The following is a 14,372-nucleotide window of genomic DNA, read 5'->3' as shown; positions in this document are numbered from 1 at the left end:
TGACGAGCCGATGCCGGACCGGGCCGATACCATCCGTCACGTGCCAGCCCTCGTCAGTGGTCCCGCGCGCATCCGCCCGGCCGAAGCCGCCGCCCGCGTCGTCATGCTCCTGCTGGTCGCCGCGCTGACCCTGACCGCCACCGGCGATCCGGCCCAGCTCGGGTGGATCGGCCTGCTGGCGATCGCGGCGGTGCCCAGTTTCGTGGCCCGGGGGCATGCCGTGCTGGCCCCGCTGGGCCGCCTCGCCGAGGTGGTGGTGACCTGTCTGGCGGCCGGCTGGATCGCGGCCGCCGCGCACGCCGCCGACCGGGTCGACGCCGGGTTCGGCGCCGAGGCCGTGCTGCCGTACCTGGCGGTCCCGCTGCTCACCGCGGCCCTGCGCCGCCGCCCGGCCGAGGGGATCACGCTGCTCGCGGTGGCCGCGGCCACCATGGTGGTGGGCGGCGTGCTGGCCGAGCCGGGCGACCCGCTGCGCCAGCCGGGCTATCTAGCCGCCTGCGGGCAGTGGCTGGTGCTCGGCGCGATCATCACGTTCGCCGCCGAGACGATGCGCCAGCTGCTCCAGCCGCCCGAGCCGACGCCCCAGCCGTACGCCGAGGCGACCCGCCTGCTCACCCAGCTGCGCAGCGTGGCCCGGTCGCTGCCGGGCGCCACGCTGGACCCGGGTGGCATCTCCGAGCACCTGCTGGAGGAGCTGCGCGCGGTGGCGCCCGGCCACCGGGCGGCGGTGCTGTCGGCGAGCGGCGGCGGCCGGCTCGTGGTGCTGGCACAGACCGGCGCGGAGCGGGTCGACTGGGAGACCACCCTCGACGCGGACTCGGCCATCGCCGACGCCTGGGCCACCCAGCAGCCGCAGCCGGCCAGCCGCTCGCAGGCGCGCAGCCACCCGGGCGGTGACGTGTCGTCGCTGGTGGTGCCGCTGGTCGCCGGGGTCCGGACGATCGGGCTGGTCATTCTGGAGACGGACGCCTCCGGGGCGTACCCGTCTCCGGTGATCCAGGGGGTGACCGAGGTGACCGGCCCGGCCTCGCTGCGGCTGGAGGCCGCTCTGCTCTTCGACGACGTGCGCTCGCTGGCCACCAACGAGGAGCGGCAGCGGCTGGCCCGGGAGATCCACGACGGGGTGGCGCAGGAGCTGGTGATGGTCGGCTACGGCATCGACAACGCCCAGGCCACGCTGCCGGAGGGCGCCGAGGAGACGGCCGAGGAGCTGCGTGTGCTGCGGGCCGAGGTGACCCGGGTGATCACCGAGCTGCGGCTGAGCCTGTTCGAGCTGCGCTCCGAGGTCGACCGCAACGGCGGGCTGGCCGCGGCCATCGCGGAGTATGCGCGGACGCTCGGCACCAGCGCCGGCCTGCGGGTGCACTTCACCTTCGACGAGTCGACGGCCCGGCTGCCGGCCGCCACCGAGGCGGAGTTGCTGCGCATCGCCCAGGAGGCGATCACCAACGCCCGCAAGCACGCGGGCGCCTCGAATCTCTGGGTCACGTGTACGGTCGACCCGCCCTACGCGGAGATCGAAGTGTCCGATGATGGCAAGGGGTTCGCGGACACCCGCCCGGACGGCCGTTACGGCCTTACCATCATGGCCGAGCGCGCCGAACGTATCCGAGGGCGTCTCAAGATCACGCCGCGACACCCCAGCGGGACAACCGTCGCCGTAGTGCTCGGAACCCCGCCTCGGCGCGATAGCGTGCGGGATAGCGTTTCAGCTCCAGAAGGGGAGTAACCCGAGCATGTCGACCAGTCCGGCGCCGACGACGCGCACCAAGGTCCTCCTTGTCGACGATCACGACCTGATTCGTAAGGGGCTGCGACACGCATTCGAGCGCGACCGCCAGTTCGAGGTCGTCGGCGAGGCCGCCACTGCGGCGGAGGCGGTGCGCCAGGCCGGCGCACTCCAGCCCGATGTCGTGATCATGGACCTCCGCCTGCCCGATGGCAGTGGCCTGGAGGCCACCCGAGCCCTGCGGAAGAACAACGCGAACATGGGCATCGTCGTCCTCACCATGTATGCGGGCGATGACCAGCTCTTCGGCGCTCTCGAGGCCGGGGCCAGCGCGTTCGTGCCCAAGACCGCCCCGGCGGACGAGGTGGTGGCCGCCGCCCGGCATGCCGCGTCGGCGCCCAGCGCGTTCACCGCGGCCGATCTGGCCGAGGCCATGAAGCGGCGGCTCGCGCCGTCCGGCCCGCAGCTGTCCCCACGTGAGGGTCAGGTGCTGCGGCTGCTCGCCGACGGCATGAGCGTGGCGGGGATCGCCAAGCAGCTGTTCGTGTCGGAGTCGACCGCGAAGACCCACATCTCGAAGCTCTACGAGAAGCTGGGCGCGGCGAACCGGGCGCAGGCGCTCATGACCGCGCTGCGCCTGGGCCTCCTCGAGGCGCCCGACGCACCGAAGTTCTAGACGTTTCGGACAGATTCGGCGTTTCTGCTACTGAGACGCCGAATCAACAAATAGGCCTCGCACCCGAGGCACAACCCGAAGGCCGCGTTGAGGAACGCGGCGAGCAGCCCGAAGGCGGCCGCGACGACACCCAGCGTCTCGGCCCCGGCGAGGTACCCGGCCGCGGAGAGGCCCAGGAAGGCGAAGCCGACCGTCTGCGCGAAGCGCACCGGCGCGGCGGCCTCCCGCTCGGCGGGCGGGCCCAGCCTGGGCAGCACCAGCGCGCGGTAGATCATGGGGTAGGGGCCGCGCCGCGGGTCCCACGCCGTGACGGCGAAGACCAGCGCCTGCGCGAGCGCGAGCCAGCCCGAGCCGGTGATCAGCACGAGCGCGATGACGATGCTGGTGAGTACGGCGGCGAATCGCTGGCCGCGGGGGTCGAGTTCCATGCGCCCTATTATTCCTCCAGGGAAAGTAGGACTTTCCGCAGGAGGGCGTTGAGCTGCGTCAACTCCTCATGACTCAGTGCGGCCAGAGCCCGCTGATCGACCGCCATGCCCTTGAAGATGTAGTTGTTCCACATCTCCCGGCCCTTCTGCGTCGGCCGGACGATCACCCGCCGCCGGTCGGCGCCGTCGATCTGCCGCGTGATCAGCCCCGCCTCGTCCAGCCGGTCGAGCCGGCTGGTCACCGCCGCCCGGGTAACGTTCAGCGCCTCGGCCAACTGCGCCGGGGTCGCCTCGGTCGGCCACGGCTGCACCATCAGGACGTGCAGCGTCTTGTAGTCCTGGACGGTGAAGCCATCATTGAAGATCGCCAGGTCAGCGCGGTCGATCCACCGCTGGATGAACTTCATCCGGGTCAGGGCCCCTTCGACCTCGGGGGCGAAGGCCGGCTCGTTCTTCCAGAACCCGGCCCACCGGGCGACGTGATGATCGACGCTGTCTTCCACGAGTGAAGTCTGCCACGGATCTGATTATTCGATTGTTGATAGTTAGACGTTGAACTAACGTTCGGCGGCATGACCCGTGACTTCCGGCTGCTCGCCACCGGCCAGGGCCTCTCCTGGCTGGGCAACGCGTTCCAGACCGTAGCCCTCGCCGTCGCGATCGTCACCACCACCGGCGGCGGCGCCCGCGACCTCGGCCTGGTCATGGCCGCCAACGTGCTCACCCTGCTGACCGGCACGCTGTTCGGCGGCGTCTGGGCCGACCGGCTCCAGCCGCAACACGTCATGGTCGGCTCCGACCTGATCCGGTTCGGTGCCACCGCCGCGATCGCCGCCATGTTCGCCACCGGCGGCTACCACCTGGCCCTGCTCTGCGCCCTCACCGTCGTGTCGGCCGGCGCCGGCAGCTTCTTCAGCCCGGCGATGAGCGCGCTCAAACCCCTGCTCGTGCCGGCCGAGGACCGGCAGAAAGCCAACGCCACGCTCAGCCTCCTCCAGTCGGCGTGCGGCGTGGCCGGTCCGGTCACCGCCGGCCTCACCGTCGCCGCCTTCGGCGCGCCGGCCGGTTTCACGATCAACGCGGTCAGCTTCCTCGCCTCGATGGTCGCGGCCGCGATGATCCGGGTACGGGCTCCGCGCGGCCCCCGCTCCTCGGTCCGCCGGGAACTGTCCGCCGGCTGGCGGGAGATCCGCAGCCGGGACTGGCTGCTCACCAACCTGATCGGCGCGAGCGTCTACCACATCGGCAACGGCGTCATCCTCGTCCTGGTGCAGGTGGTCGCGTTCCAGCGGCTCGGCGGGGCGCACGCGATCGGCTGGATCGCCGCGGCCGAGGGCCTGGGCGGGGTGATCGGCTCCGCGGTCGGCATGCGGTTCCGGCCCCGCCGCCTGCTCTTCGCCGGGCTCCTGGCCCTGCCGCTGATGTCGGTCTGGGCCTTCGCCTACGTCTGGCCCGGCACGCTCGCCGCCGTCATGATCGGCGCCGTGATCGGGTACGCCGGGCTGCTCTTCTACGACGTCGCCTGGGACACCTCACTCCAGGAGAACGTGCCGCACCGCGCGCTCGGCCGGGTCAGCTCCTGGGACTACCTGGCCTCGTACCTGGCCATGCCGGTGGGCAACGCCCTGGCCGGGCCGCTGGAAGGCCGGTTCGGCGTCGATCGCGTGCTGACGGTGTGCGCCGTCGTCCTGTTCACGGCGAGCGTCTCGATGCTGCTGGCGCCGGGCTGCCGCCGCCTGGTCCGCACCGGCGTGCCCGCCCCGGAAAACGATCAAGCTCCGAAAACCGTGGCCTCGGCCGACCGAACAGCCCCCATTCAGGCCTGAACAGCCTTACTCATCACAGAACGGCCTCATTCAGGGCTGAACCGTCCTCGCTCAGCGCAAAGAACGGCCTTGCTCAGGGCTGAACGGGGAGCAACTCGGCAAGCGCCGCGATCAAATGCGGCTTTGTCGGGACACCGGTCGCCCGCCGAACCTCACGCCCGTCAGCATCCAAGATCAACAACGTCGGGGTACGCCAGATGCCCAGCTCCCGAACCTCATCGAGATGGCTCTCGGCGTCCACCTCGACGTGGCGCACCGCCGGGAGGAGGGCGGTGACCTCGGCACTCACCCGGCGCACGGCCCGGCACGGCGCGCAGAACGCGGTGGAGAACTGGAGCAGCGTGGCGGACGCCGGCTCCACCCCGAGGCGCCGCAGCAGGGCAGGGTCGATGTGCCCACCGGAGTCGCTCATGATCCCATCCTCCCGCGCCGGCAGCGGCCCACCGGAAGGCGGCGCGGCGGCGGAGGCGGGGACGAGGGAAGGGGAACCGGCGAAGGCGGGAGTGGCGGGAGTGGCGGGAGGGGAGCCAGCGAAGGCAGGAGTGACTGAAGGGGAACCGACGGAGGCAGGAACAGCGGAAGGAGAGGCTACGGAAAGAGGCGCAGCGGAGGGCCGCAGAACTCCGTCGGTGCGCCGCCGCCACCAGCCCACGCCCACGCCTACCGCCAAGACCACGCCCACCGCAACCAATCCCACTGGATCCATAGGCCCACTCTGACATGCGACGACGGCCGCCGTCGATCAGCCGGTGCGGCGGGCGGAGAAGAGGCGAAGCCGCCCACGACAGCAGGCGCCTCGGACAGGACAGGGACGAAGCCGACGACGACCGGAAAACACCCCAGACAGGACGGGGACGAAGTCGCCGACGACAGTCAAACGCCTCAGACGGGACGGGAACGAAACCGCCGGCGGGTCAGGCGCGGTGGCCCGGGTCACGCGGATTGATAGGCGCTCGCCTGCAACGTGAACAACTGCGCGTACAGCCCGTCCGCCGCGATCAGCTCCTCGTGGTCGCCCTCCTCGACGACCACCCCGTGATCCAGCACGTAGATCCGGTCCGCCTCCCGGACACTCGCCATCCGGTGGGTGATCAGCACCACGGTCCGCCCCTCGGTCAGGTCGCGCAGCCTCCGGTAGACCTCGTGCTCGGCTCGCGCGTCCAGGTTGGCGGTCGGCTCGTCGCAGATCAGCAGCGGCGCGTCCCGGTGGAAGGCCCGGCTCACGGCGAGCCGCTGCCACTGCCCGCCGGACAGGTCGGCGCCGTCGGTGAAGTGCCGGGACAGCAGGGTCTCGTACTCGCGGGGCAGTTCCATCACGAACTCGTGCGCGTCTCCGGCCCGCGCGGACGCCTGCACGTGGTCGAGGGTCGCCGGCCGGTCGTGCCGCCCGATCGCGATGTTGAGCCGCGCCGACAGCGGCCACCGGATCGGCTCCTGCATGACCACGGCGACCCGGTCGCGTACCGAATCGGGATCCAGCCGCGCCACGTCGACCCCGTCCCAGGTGACCGTGCCGTGTTGCGGCCGGTGCAGCCCGGCGAGGACGGCGGCCAGTGTCGACTTGCCCGAGCCGTTCTCCCCCACCAGCGCGATGACCTGCCCCCGCCGCAGCGTCATGCTGACCTCCTTGACCGCGGGCCGGTCGGCGTCGGGATAGCTGAACGTCACCCGGTCCAGCCGGATCTCCTGGAAGTCCTGCGGCGCGCGCCGGCCCGGCTCCGGTTCGGCGTGTGCCAGCGACATCTCGCAGAAGCCCTGGAAGTCGGCGAAGTAGAGGCCCTGCTCGTACACCCGGTTGGCGGTGAAGGCCAGCTCACGCAGTTTGGCGATGCCGATGTTGATGGCGTAGGCGGCCGCGCCTCCGGCGGCCAGTTCCATCCGGCCGGTCCAGAGCAGCCAGCAGAGCATCGCGTACGCCGCCCCGGTCACCAGTCCGCTCAGCGTCTGCCCCACCAGGTTGGTCCGGACCACCCGGGTGATGACCCGGATCTCCTCCAGCGTGGAGACCCGCAGCAGCCGGCCCACCTCGGTGAGCAGGAACCGCCGGATGGTGAAGGCCCGCAGTTCGGCGGCCGGTTCCCGGGCCGCCAGCAGGTAGGCGAGCATCCGCTGACGCCGCCAGACCGCGATCAACCGCAGTTTGCTGCGGTAGCCGAGCCGGGCCGCGCGTACCGCCGCCCAGGCCGTCGGCACCACCGCCAGCACCAGCATCGGCAGCAGCGCCGGGTGCAGCACGGCCAGCACACCGGCGGCCGCGACCAGCCCGACGAGGTGGGTGAGCACCTCGATGCCGTGGTCGACCACCTGCTGGGCCGCGAAGATCCCCCGGTCCCGGGCCCGTTCCATGGCGTCGCGCCATTCCGGGTCGTCGAAGGTGACCAGGTCGACGCGGGTGGTCAGGTCGAGCAGCCGCATCTCGGCGGCCTCGTACACCATCGGGGAGAGCCGTCCGTGCGCCGCCGTCGCGGCCGAGGTGAGCACGCCACGCACGGCAAGAGCCAAGATCAGGAGCAACAGCGAGGGTACGGCGGCCCGCACCCGTTCCGGCGTCGGTCCCGTCTGGAGCAGGCCGTCCAGCACCCCGACCACGCTGATCAGCCCGAAGGCGGCGGCCAGCCCGGCGGCCAGTTGCAGGGTCAGCACCGCGACGGTGGTCCGGCGGCTGGCCCGCCACCCGAGCAGCCACGCCTCCCGCAGCAGTCTCGGCAGCCGCCGCATCATCTGGAGGAACGTGGTGTTGGCGGCCTCCTCGGTGCTGGTCAGCCAGTAGGGCAGCTCCAGCTCCCCGTCGTCCGGTGGGGTGAACACCGTCTCCGTGGAGTGCTCGTCGGGGGTGGTCTCGCCGGTGGTGGTGGATTCCGGTGCAGCGGCGCCGTCCGGCATCAAGCCTCCATCGAGGTAGGACTCCACCTCGTTCCTACGCCGGGCGGCCGGGCATCGTCCACCGGCTTCTCCGGGATTCCGCATTCACTCACGCCCGAATGGTCCGCGATGGACGGTCGCGTGTATTGATACGTTCCGGTCATGACCACCGACACTTCGGGGGCGGTCCTGCCGTCGCCCGCCGACGAGGCCCGGTTCTGGGATCTCCTCGAAGCCGCCTGGGCGGAACTCGGCGACGAACCGGCCGCCGTCCGGCAGCGGCTGATCCAGCGGGAACCGCGCACCTTCCCGGACTGGCTCTACGCCCTGGATCCCTGGCTGAACCCCTTCCTGGACCGTCTCCGGGTACTCAGCGCCGATCTGAGCAGCGGCGAACTCACCGGCCTGGACCGCGTCATGGAGCGCAAGCTTTTCGACATCGACCGCCGGGACATCCACGAGGTGGCCGACGGATCCGACGACGGTTTCCTCTACGCGCGTGGCTTCATCGTCGCCGCCGGCCGGGAGTTCTACGAGGCGGTCCGGGCGAACCCGGGCCTGGCCGTCGAGGACGCCGAGTGCGAGTCGATCGTCTACCTCTTCGCCCACCTGCACGAGGAGCGTTTCGGCACGTGGCCGGTCACCGGATCGGGCGTGACCCGGGAGTCCTTCAGCAACCCGGCGGGCTGGGCCTAGGGGCCGGTGAGCAGGGTGGTGAGGCGGGCGGCCTGCTTCTCCCAGCGCCACTCGCGCTCCACCCAGGCCCGGCCGGCCTCGCCCATCGCCTTCGCCCGCACCGGGTCGCCGAGCAGCTCGGCGACCCGGGCCGCGATGGCCGGGACGTCGGTGCCGCCGACCACGTAGCCGGTCTCGCCCTCGCGGACCGCGTCGGGGGCGCCGCCCGAGTCGCCGCCGACGACCGGCAGGCCGGTGGCGGAGGCCTCCAGGTAGACGATGCCGAGGCCCTCCACGTCGAGACCGGCGGCCCGGGTCCGGCAGGGCATGGCGTAGACGTCGCCGGCCGCGTAGTGGTCGGGCAGCTCGGCCCACGGGACCGAGCCGGTGAACACCACGTCGGCCTCGACGTCGTTCTCCCGGGCCAGCCGCTCCAGCGTCTTGCGGTACGGACCGCCGCTGACCAGCAGCAGCGCGGCGCCCGGCACCCGGCGGCGAATCTCCGGGAGGGCGCGGATCAGCATGTCCTGGCCCTTGCGCGGGACGAGCCGGGAGACGCAGACCACCACCGGGCGGCCGGTCAGCCCGTGCCGCTTGCGGACGGCCTCGCCGTCCACACCGGGATGGAACTTCTCCACATCCACACCGGGGGCGAGGCGACGCAGCTCGGTGAGGCCGTGCAGTGCCCGGTCGAGGCGGGTGCGCTGATAATCCCCCAGGTAGGTGATCACGTCGTTGCCCCGGGCGATGCGGCGTAGCAGGCCGCGGGCGCCGGGCAGGGCCGCCCAGCCGATCTCGTGCCCGTGGGTGATGCCGACCGCCCGCTCGACGCCCGCGTCGCGGCGCAGGCCGTGGGCGAGCAGGCCGAGCGGCGCGGCCGCCCCGAACAGGACGCGGTCGCAGCCGTGCGCGCGGGCCAGCCCGGCCGCCCGGCGGGCCACCGACGGGGTGGGCAGCAGGATGCCGGTGTCCTCGCGGACCACCTCGAACGGCTGCTCGGCGTCGAACGCCGCGGCCCCGCGCCAGGTGGACGAGTAGACCACGATCGACCCGGCCGGCTGCCGGACCGCCAGGTTGTGCACGAACTGCTGGATCCCGCCGGGCCGGGGCGGGAAGTCGTTGGTGACCAGGAGCGTGCGCATCAGCGGGCGCCCTGGGCCCAGGCGCGGGCGGCGGCCATGCGCTGCACGGTGGACGGGTGCGAGGCGAACATGGCGTGCTCCCAGGACGGTGGATCAGGATCGGCGAGGTTGACGGTGCCGAGGCGGCGTTGCATCGCCTCGAAGGTAGCCGGGTCGCCGGTCAGCTCGAGCGCGTGGCTGTCGGCACGGGCCTCGACCCGGCGGGAGACGAACGACTGGGCCGGGCCGGCGACCAGGCCGGCGACCGTGGTGACGGCCAGGAGCAGGGCGATCGCCCGGGGCTCGGCGATCGACTCCACCCCGGCCAGGCGCAGCAGCCCGGTCCACGAGCCGAGCAGGTAGAGGACGATCACCGCGAGGGCGGACCCGAGCGCGCCCATGATCGTGCCGGTGAGCACGTCGTTGTCCTTGGCATGGCCCAGCTCGTGCGCGGTCACCGAGACCACCTCGCCGGGCGTGGCCTCGGTCAGCATGGTGTCGTAGACGACGATCCGGCGGGTCGGGCCGAGCCCGGAGACGTAGGCGTTCACCGCGCGGGTGCGGCGGGAGGCATCCGCCACCAGGACGTCCTTCACCGGGACGCCGTCGCGTTCGGCGAGGGCGAGCAGCTCGCTCCGCAACGGGCCGTCCGCCATCGGGGTGAACCGGTTGAAGCTCGGCTCGACCACCACCGGGAGCACGAAGGAGAGCAGCACCACGAGCCCGGCCGCTCCGGCCGCCCCGAACGCCCACCACCAGCGCGGCGCGAAGTGGGTGACGGTGAAGAAGGCGGCCAGCACCACCCCGCCGAGGACCGCGCCGACCCCGAACGACTTGAGCAGGTCGACCGCCCAGCCGCCCCAGGTCTGGGTGGAGATGCCGTAGCGCACCACAATGGTGTGCCGCCAGATCGCCAGCGGCAGGGTGACCAGCTCGGCGACGAACACCACGGCGAGCCCGCCGAGCACGGCCCGGGCCAGCCAGTGGTCACCGAACGGCCGGCCGGCCAGCTCGACCAGCCGGGCGCCGAGCGGGGTGAGGCCGAGGGCGAGGGCGATCAGCAGGCCGAGGAGCATCCCCGCATACGACAGCGGGCGCAGTTCGGCGTGGAAGGCGCGGGAGCGGGCCACCTGGTCGGCCGGGAACTGGCCGAGGGCGGCGAGCTGGTCGGCGCGCGGGGCCGGGGCACGGTGCCAGGGCACGGCCACGGCGGCGAACCCGATCAGGGCAACCAGCAGCACGATCAGGGCGCCGCCCGCCCAGAGCCGGGGTGTCATCTCACCGCTCACCTGCTCCCCCAGCCTCGACCAACGCGCGATGCGGCACGTGTGATCGCCCATCCTAGAGAGGTCGGCACGATCCGGCCGCCCTCCCGTCATGATCACGCCACGTCACGGCCGTGCGGGAGCAACCGCACCACGACCGGCGGGGGTGGTGTCCGCAACAGCTCCACCTCGAATCCGGCCAGCTCGAACGTCTCGATCGCCCGCAACTCGCCCGGCGTCAGGTCGGCGATCCCGTCAGGGGTGTCCATCAGCACGCTGACCAGGCAGCCGTCGCAGTCGACGGTCCGCTCGGCGCAGCGCCCGCAATCGATGATCATGACCCTTCCCTCCATGGGGAGAGACGGCCCGCCAGCGGACCGCCACCATCGGTGACAGTCACGCTAAGCGAGGGGTATGACAGTTTTACGAGCGCGACAGCCGGCGCAGCAACGAATCGGCGCCCATCGGGTAGGCGCCGTGCCGCCGCACCCCGTCGGCCACCTCCCGGTCGGAGGAGACCACCACGACCGGGCGGCCCGGCGGCTCGGCCCGGACCAGCTGGCGGATCAGCTCGTCGGCGGTGGTGCCCTTGCGGGAGAAGAGCACCCGCACACCGCGCGGCGCGGGCGGCAGACCGTGCACCCGCTCGGCCCCGTCGAAGACGACGGTGACCTCGTCGCCGGTCTGCGCGGCTATCCCGCCGAGACCGGTGATCAGGCGTTTGCGCTGCTGTTCGAGTGACATGTCGGCGAAGCCGCGCTTGGTGACGTTGTAACCGTCGACGACCAGGTGCGCCCGGGGCAGGGCGAGCAGCTGGTCGAGGCGGCCCGGGTCGTCGGTGTCCTGGGCGCGGGCGCGGGACCGCTCGGGCGCGCCCGGGCGGTCGGCGGAGAGCTCGGCCACGAAGTCGGCGGGCAACTTGCCGGCCGGGCCGAGGGCCAGCTCCCGCCGCAGGCCGGTGGCGGCCTGGCCGATCGTCTCGAGCAGCAGCCAGAGGCGGGCGTCGTCGACCGACCGCGCGTCCTTGGCGGCCTGCTTGCCGGTGGCCGCGGTGGCTTCGGCGTCGGCGAGGCGGGAGCGCATCCGGCGCAGCTCCGCCTCGTGATCGAGGGCGACCCGCGCGGCCCGGCCCTTCTCGGTGGCGAGCAGGTCGCCGGCGCGCTTCTGCGCGGCCTGCGCCTCCCGCAGCGCCTTGGCCGTGCCCCGCGACTCCTCGCGCAGCTGGTTCAGCTCCTCGCGGACCCGGGCCAGCTCGTCGCGCAGCTTCTCGGCCTCGACCCGGGCGACCGCCCGGTCGTGCTCGGCGCGGGTGGCGCGCTGCTCGGCGGCACGCACCTGGGCGGCCACCGCGGCGCTGTCCGCCTCGGCCCGGACGGCGTCGCCGGCCGCGCCGATCAGCTCCCGCCAGCCCTCGGGGCGGGCCAGGTAGGCCAGTGCCGCCACCTCGACCGGATCGGCCGCCGCCGGTGCGACGCCGCTGGTCACGGCGGTGCCGAGGTCACCGGCCTCGGCCATGATCCGGCCGCCGATGCGCTGCCGGAAGACCGGGTCGGAGACCAGTTGGGCGGCGATGTCGCGGCCGCCGAGGCGGGCTCTGCGGTTGGGTGCGAAGCGGGCCACCCGGCGCAGCGGCACCGGCATCTCGTCGGGGGGCAGACCGGGCAGTGCGGCGGCGGCCAGGGCGGTGATCCGCTGGCGGACCGCCTCGGGCAGGACCGGCTCGGGGGCGTAGTCCGCAGCCTCCGGCGCCGCCTCCTCCTCGGGGCGGTCGTCGGGGTCGAACAGCACGGACATCCACCCATTCTCACACCGCTCACGACCTATTGGCCCAGCGGAGCAGGTGATCTTTTCTCACCCCGGCCCCGGTTTATGTCGTACCCGAGCTTTAAAGTTCCGGCCCGTGACACAACCGGCGTACGTGCAGGGCACTCTGGACACGCTGCTGTCCGCTGACGGGTCGGTGGATCCGGCGGCGCTGTCCCTGGCGGACACCACTTTCGTGGTGCTCGACCTGGAGACCACCGGCGGTGCTCCGGACGGCGCCGGGATCACCGAGATCGGCGCGGTCAAGGTGCGTGCCGGTGAGCGCCTGGGCGAGTTCGCGACGCTGGTCAACCCGGGTGAGGCGCTGCCGCCGTTCATCACCGTCCTGACCGGCATCACCGAGGCGATGCTGCGGCCGGCGCCGCCGATCGAGACGGTGCTGCCGTCGCTGCTGGAATTCCTGCGCGGGGCGGTCCTGGTCGCCCACAACGCGCCGTACGACGTGGGTTTCCTCAAGGCCGCCTGCGCCCGGCACGGCTACCCCTGGCCGAACCCACGGGTGCTGGACACCGCGGCCCTGGCCCGGCGCGCCCTGACCCGCGACGAGGTGCCCAACCGCAAGCTGGGCACGCTGGCCCACTTCTTCCGGTCCACGGTGCAGCCGAACCACCGGGCGCTGGACGACGCGAAGGCCACGGTCGACGTGCTGCACGGCCTGATCGAGCGGCTGGGCAGCTTCCAGGTGCACACGCTGGGCGACGCCGTCGAGTTCGCCCGTGCGGTCACCCCGGCCCAGCGCCGGCAGCGGCACCTGGCCGACGGGTTGCCGCACGTCCCGGGGGTCTACCTGTTCCGGGCCGCCGACGACCGGCCTCTCTACGTGGGCACGTCGAAGGACATCGCCACCCGGGTGCGCAGCTATTTCACGGCCGGCGAGAAGCGGGCGCGGATCTCCGAGATGCTCACCGCGGCGGTCCGGGTGGAGGCGGTGGAGTGCGCCCACCCGCTCGAGGCGGAGGTCCGTGAGCTGCGGTTGATCGCCGCGCACGCGCCTCCGTACAACCGCCGGTCGAAGTTCCCGGAGCGGGTGGTGTGGCTGAAACTGACCGCCGAGGCCTACCCACGGCTGTCCGTGGTCCGCAAGCTGACCGAGGACGGCGCCACCTATCTGGGCCCGTTCTCGTCGCGGCGGACGGCGGAGCTGGCCGCCGCCGGGGTCTACGACGCGGTGCCGCTGCGGCAGTGCACCCACACGCTCTCGTTGCGCTCGAAGACGCCGGCCTGCGCGCTGGCCGAGCTGGGCCGGTGCCCGGCGCCCTGCGAGCACGAAATCACCCCGGAGGAGTACGACGCCCGCGCCGCCCTGCCCTTCCGGACCGCCACCTCGGGCGACCCGGGCCCGGTGGTGGACGCCGTCCTGGCCCGGATCGACACGCTCGCCGACAGCCAACGGTACGAGGAGGCCGCGGTCGTCCGGTCCCGGCTGATCGCCCTGCTCCGGGCCCTGGTGCGGATGCAGCGGCTGGAGGCGCTGACCCGGCTGGAGGAGATCGTGGCGGCCCGCCGGGACGACAGGGGCGGCTGGGAGATCTCGGTGATCCGGCACGGCCGGCTGGCGGCGGCGGCCACCTCCCCGCCGCGCGAGCATCCCCGCCCGACGCTGGACGCGGCGAGGCTGACGGCGGAGACGGTGCTGCCCGGTCCGGGCCCGGCGCCGGCCGCGACGGCCGAGGAGAGTGAGCGGATCCTGGCATGGCTGGAGCGGCCGGACACCCGCTTGGTGGAAACCTCGGGCGACTGGGTGTCACCGGTTCGTGGCGCCGCACGTTTCACCGCCCTTCTCACCAGGGCTGAAGCCGCCGCATCGCATCAAGACTCAACCGTTCGCCTATCGGTAAGTGACCGTTCGGATGACGCTCGCTCGCATAGGCTGTAAGGCACGCGCAACTGAAGCAAAAGAATCCCGGTAATAGTTCGTCACATTTGTGGGCCGGCGCCTTGGCGAGCGGACCCTTCCGATGATTCT

Annotated in this window: 13 protein-coding genes; 5 read left to right on the top strand and 8 right to left on the bottom strand. The window is 72.5% G+C overall.

Features of this window, described 5'->3' with window-relative positions; genetic code table 11:
• Positions 1-40: 40 nt before the first annotated feature.
• Together BJ964_RS17865 and BJ964_RS17860 are read left to right on the top strand one after the other, a co-directional pair.
• Positions 41-1,729, top strand: coding sequence for a sensor histidine kinase (locus BJ964_RS17865; protein WP_407650808.1), 1,689 nt, complete (start codon positions 41-43; stop codon positions 1,727-1,729).
• A gap of 7 nt (positions 1,730-1,736) precedes the next feature.
• Positions 1,737-2,405: a response regulator transcription factor gene (locus BJ964_RS17860; RefSeq protein ID WP_014688640.1), complete on the top strand. Its 669-nt coding sequence runs from the start codon at positions 1,737-1,739 to the stop codon at positions 2,403-2,405.
• Here BJ964_RS17860 and BJ964_RS17855 read toward each other — a convergent pair.
• Both BJ964_RS17855 and BJ964_RS17850 read right to left on the bottom strand, forming a co-directional pair.
• Positions 2,402-2,833, bottom strand: a complete 432-nt coding sequence (locus tag BJ964_RS17855) for a DUF4395 domain-containing protein (protein ID WP_188121716.1) — start codon at positions 2,831-2,833, stop codon at positions 2,402-2,404. The two genes, BJ964_RS17860 and BJ964_RS17855, sit on opposite strands and share 4 nt — an antisense overlap.
• 8 nt (positions 2,834-2,841) lie before the next feature.
• Positions 2,842-3,336, bottom strand: coding sequence for a MarR family winged helix-turn-helix transcriptional regulator (locus tag BJ964_RS17850; RefSeq protein WP_188121715.1), 495 nt, complete (start codon positions 3,334-3,336; stop codon positions 2,842-2,844).
• A 69-nt stretch (positions 3,337-3,405) separates the two neighbouring features.
• Between BJ964_RS17850 and BJ964_RS17845 the strand changes: the two genes are divergently transcribed.
• The gene (locus tag BJ964_RS17845) at positions 3,406-4,659 is read left to right on the top strand and encodes an MFS transporter (protein WP_188121714.1); all 1,254 of its coding nucleotides are present in this window, start codon (positions 3,406-3,408) and stop codon (positions 4,657-4,659) included.
• Between the two features lie 73 nt (positions 4,660-4,732).
• Here the strand turns inward: BJ964_RS17845 and BJ964_RS17840 are convergent, their stop codons facing one another.
• Both BJ964_RS17840 and BJ964_RS17835 read right to left on the bottom strand, forming a co-directional pair.
• Entirely contained in the window at positions 4,733-5,071 is a 339-nt protein-coding gene (locus BJ964_RS17840; protein WP_188121713.1) for a TlpA family protein disulfide reductase, read from the bottom strand.
• 521 nt (positions 5,072-5,592) lie between these two features.
• Positions 5,593-7,542 (bottom strand): ABC transporter ATP-binding protein, encoded by a 1,950-nt coding sequence (locus tag BJ964_RS17835; protein WP_188121712.1) that lies wholly within the window; start codon positions 7,540-7,542, stop codon positions 5,593-5,595.
• 141 nt (positions 7,543-7,683) lie between these two features.
• Here BJ964_RS17835 and BJ964_RS17830 point away from each other — a divergent pair, with 141 nt between their 5' ends.
• Entirely contained in the window at positions 7,684-8,217 is a 534-nt protein-coding gene (locus BJ964_RS17830) for a DUF4240 domain-containing protein (RefSeq protein ID WP_188121711.1), read from the top strand.
• Here the strand turns inward: BJ964_RS17830 and BJ964_RS17825 are convergent.
• The 4 genes from BJ964_RS17825 to BJ964_RS17810 all read right to left on the bottom strand — a co-directional run bounded on the left by BJ964_RS17825 (position 8,214) and on the right by BJ964_RS17810 (position 12,376).
• Positions 8,214-9,341, bottom strand: coding sequence for a glycosyltransferase family 4 protein (locus tag BJ964_RS17825; protein WP_188127008.1), 1,128 nt, complete (start codon positions 9,339-9,341; stop codon positions 8,214-8,216). The genes BJ964_RS17830 and BJ964_RS17825 overlap by 4 nt on opposite strands.
• Positions 9,338-10,594, bottom strand: a complete 1,257-nt coding sequence (locus tag BJ964_RS17820) for a M48 family metallopeptidase (protein ID WP_188127007.1) — start codon at positions 10,592-10,594, stop codon at positions 9,338-9,340. The genes BJ964_RS17825 and BJ964_RS17820 overlap by 4 nt, the downstream gene beginning before the upstream one ends.
• A 104-nt stretch (positions 10,595-10,698) precedes the next feature.
• The gene (locus BJ964_RS17815; protein ID WP_188121710.1) at positions 10,699-10,920 is read right to left on the bottom strand and encodes a hypothetical protein; all 222 of its coding nucleotides are present in this window, start codon (positions 10,918-10,920) and stop codon (positions 10,699-10,701) included.
• A gap of 85 nt (positions 10,921-11,005) precedes the next feature.
• Positions 11,006-12,376, bottom strand: coding sequence for an NYN domain-containing protein (locus BJ964_RS17810; protein ID WP_188121709.1), 1,371 nt, complete (start codon positions 12,374-12,376; stop codon positions 11,006-11,008).
• A gap of 106 nt (positions 12,377-12,482) precedes the next feature.
• On the opposite strand from BJ964_RS17810, the gene BJ964_RS17805 reads away from it, so the two are divergent.
• Entirely contained in the window at positions 12,483-14,282 is a 1,800-nt protein-coding gene (locus BJ964_RS17805) for a DEDD exonuclease domain-containing protein (protein WP_188121708.1), read from the top strand.
• The last annotated feature ends 90 nt before the right edge of the window (positions 14,283-14,372 follow it).

It is taken from the genome of Actinoplanes lobatus, from assembly GCF_014205215.1.
Taxonomy (GTDB): Bacteria; Actinomycetota; Actinomycetes; order Mycobacteriales; family Micromonosporaceae; genus Actinoplanes; species Actinoplanes lobatus.
This window is presented reverse-complemented; position numbering and strand designations above follow the sequence as displayed.